The sequence below is a fragment of the Hymenobacter terrenus genome, from assembly GCF_000972495.1.
In the GTDB taxonomy this organism is placed as follows: domain Bacteria; phylum Bacteroidota; class Bacteroidia; order Cytophagales; family Hymenobacteraceae; genus Hymenobacter; species Hymenobacter terrenus.
This window is the reverse complement of the sequence record NZ_LATM01000101.1, coordinates 1-1,836: the sequence shown is the minus strand read 5'-3', so window position 1 is coordinate 1,836 and position 1,836 is coordinate 1. Positions and strand designations below refer to the sequence as shown.

Here is a 1,836-nt window from a genome sequence, read left to right as displayed (position 1 = left end):
CAGACCCGGGGAACTGAAACATCTAAGTACCCGGAGGAAGAGAAAGCAAATGCGATTCCCTGAGTAGCGGCGAGCGAAACGGGATTAGCCCAAACCAAGAGGCTTGCCTCTTGGGGTTGTAGGACACTCTGTACGGAGTTACAAAGGAACGAGGTAGATGAAGAGGTCTGGAAAGGCCCGCCATAGGAGGTAACAGCCCTGTAGTCAAAACTTCGTTCTCTCCTGAGTGGATCCTGAGTACGGCGGAACACGTGAAATTCCGTCGGAATCCGGGAGGACCATCTCCCAAGGCTAAATACTCCCTAGTGACCGATAGTGAACCAGTACCGTGAGGGAAAGGTGAAAAGCACCCCGGAAGGGGAGTGAAAGAGATCCTGAAACCGTGTGCCTACAAGTAGTCAGAGCCCGTTAACGGGTGATGGCGTGCCTTTTGTAGAATGAACCGGCGAGTTACGATCCCGTGCAAGGTTAAGCAGAAGATGCGGAGCCGCAGCGAAAGCGAGTCTGAATAGGGCGCATGAGTACGTGGTCGTAGACCCGAAACCAGGTGATCTACCCATGTCCAGGGTGAAGTTCAGGTAACACTGAATGGAGGCCCGAACCCACGCACGTTGAAAAGTGCGGGGATGAGGTGTGGGTAGGGGTGAAATGCCAATCGAACCTGGAGATAGCTGGTTCTCTCCGAAATAGCTTTAGGGCTAGCCTCAAGGTAAGAGTCTTGGAGGTAGAGCACTGATTGGACTAGGGGCCCCTACCGGGTTACCGAATTCAGTCAAACTCCGAATGCCAATGACTTATCCTTGGGAGTCAGACTGCGAGTGATAAGATCCGTAGTCGAAAGGGAAACAGCCCAGACCGCCAGCTAAGGTCCCAAAGTATACGTTAAGTGGAAAAGGATGTGGAGTTGCTTAGACAACCAGGATGTTGGCTTAGAAGCAGCCACCATTTAAAGAGTGCGTAATAGCTCACTGGTCGAGTGACTCTGCGCCGAAAATGTACCGGGGCTAAACGTATCACCGAAGCTGCGGACTGTTCTTCGAACAGTGGTAGGAGAGCGTTCTAAGGGCTGTGAAGCCAGACCGGAAGGACTGGTGGAGCGCTTAGAAGTGAGAATGCCGGTATGAGTAGCGAAAGAGGGGTGAGAATCCCCTCCACCGAATGCCTAAGGTTTCCTGAGGAAGGCTCGTCCGCTCAGGGTTAGTCGGGACCTAAGCCGAGGCCGAAAGGCGTAGGCGATGGACAACAGGTTGATATTCCTGTACCACCTCCTCACCATTTGAGCAATGGGGGGACGCAGGAGGATAGGGTAAGCGCGGTATTGGATATCCGCGTCCAAGCAGTTAGGCTGGGAAATAGGCAAATCCGTTTCCCATAAGGCTGAGCTGTGATGGCGAGCGAAATATAGTAGCGAAGTTCCTGATTCCACACTGCCAAGAAAAGCCTCTAGCGAGGTGAGAGGTGCCCGTACCGCAAACCGACACAGGTAGGCGAGGAGAGAATCCTAAGGTGATCGAGAGAACTCTCGTTAAGGAACTCGGCAAAATGACCCCGTAANGATCGAGAGAACTCTCGTTAAGGAACTCGGCAAAATGACCCCGTAACTTCGGGAGAAGGGGTGCTCTGTTAGGGTGCAAGCCCGAGAGAGCCGCAGTGAATAGGCCCAGGCGACTGTTTAGCAAAAACACAGGTCTCTGCGAAGCCGTAAGGCGAAGTATAGGGGCTGACGCCTGCCCGGTGCTGGAAGGTTAAGAGGAGCGCTTAGCGTAAGCGAAGGTGCGAATTGAAGCCCCAGTAAACGGCGGCCGTAACTATAACGGTCCTAAGGTAGCGAAATTC

Annotated in this window: 1 rRNA gene; it reads left to right on the top strand. The window is 53.2% G+C overall.

The features are described from left to right. Positions 1-1,836: ribosomal RNA gene (locus WX88_RS26630) — 23S ribosomal RNA — on the top strand; the annotation flags it as partial.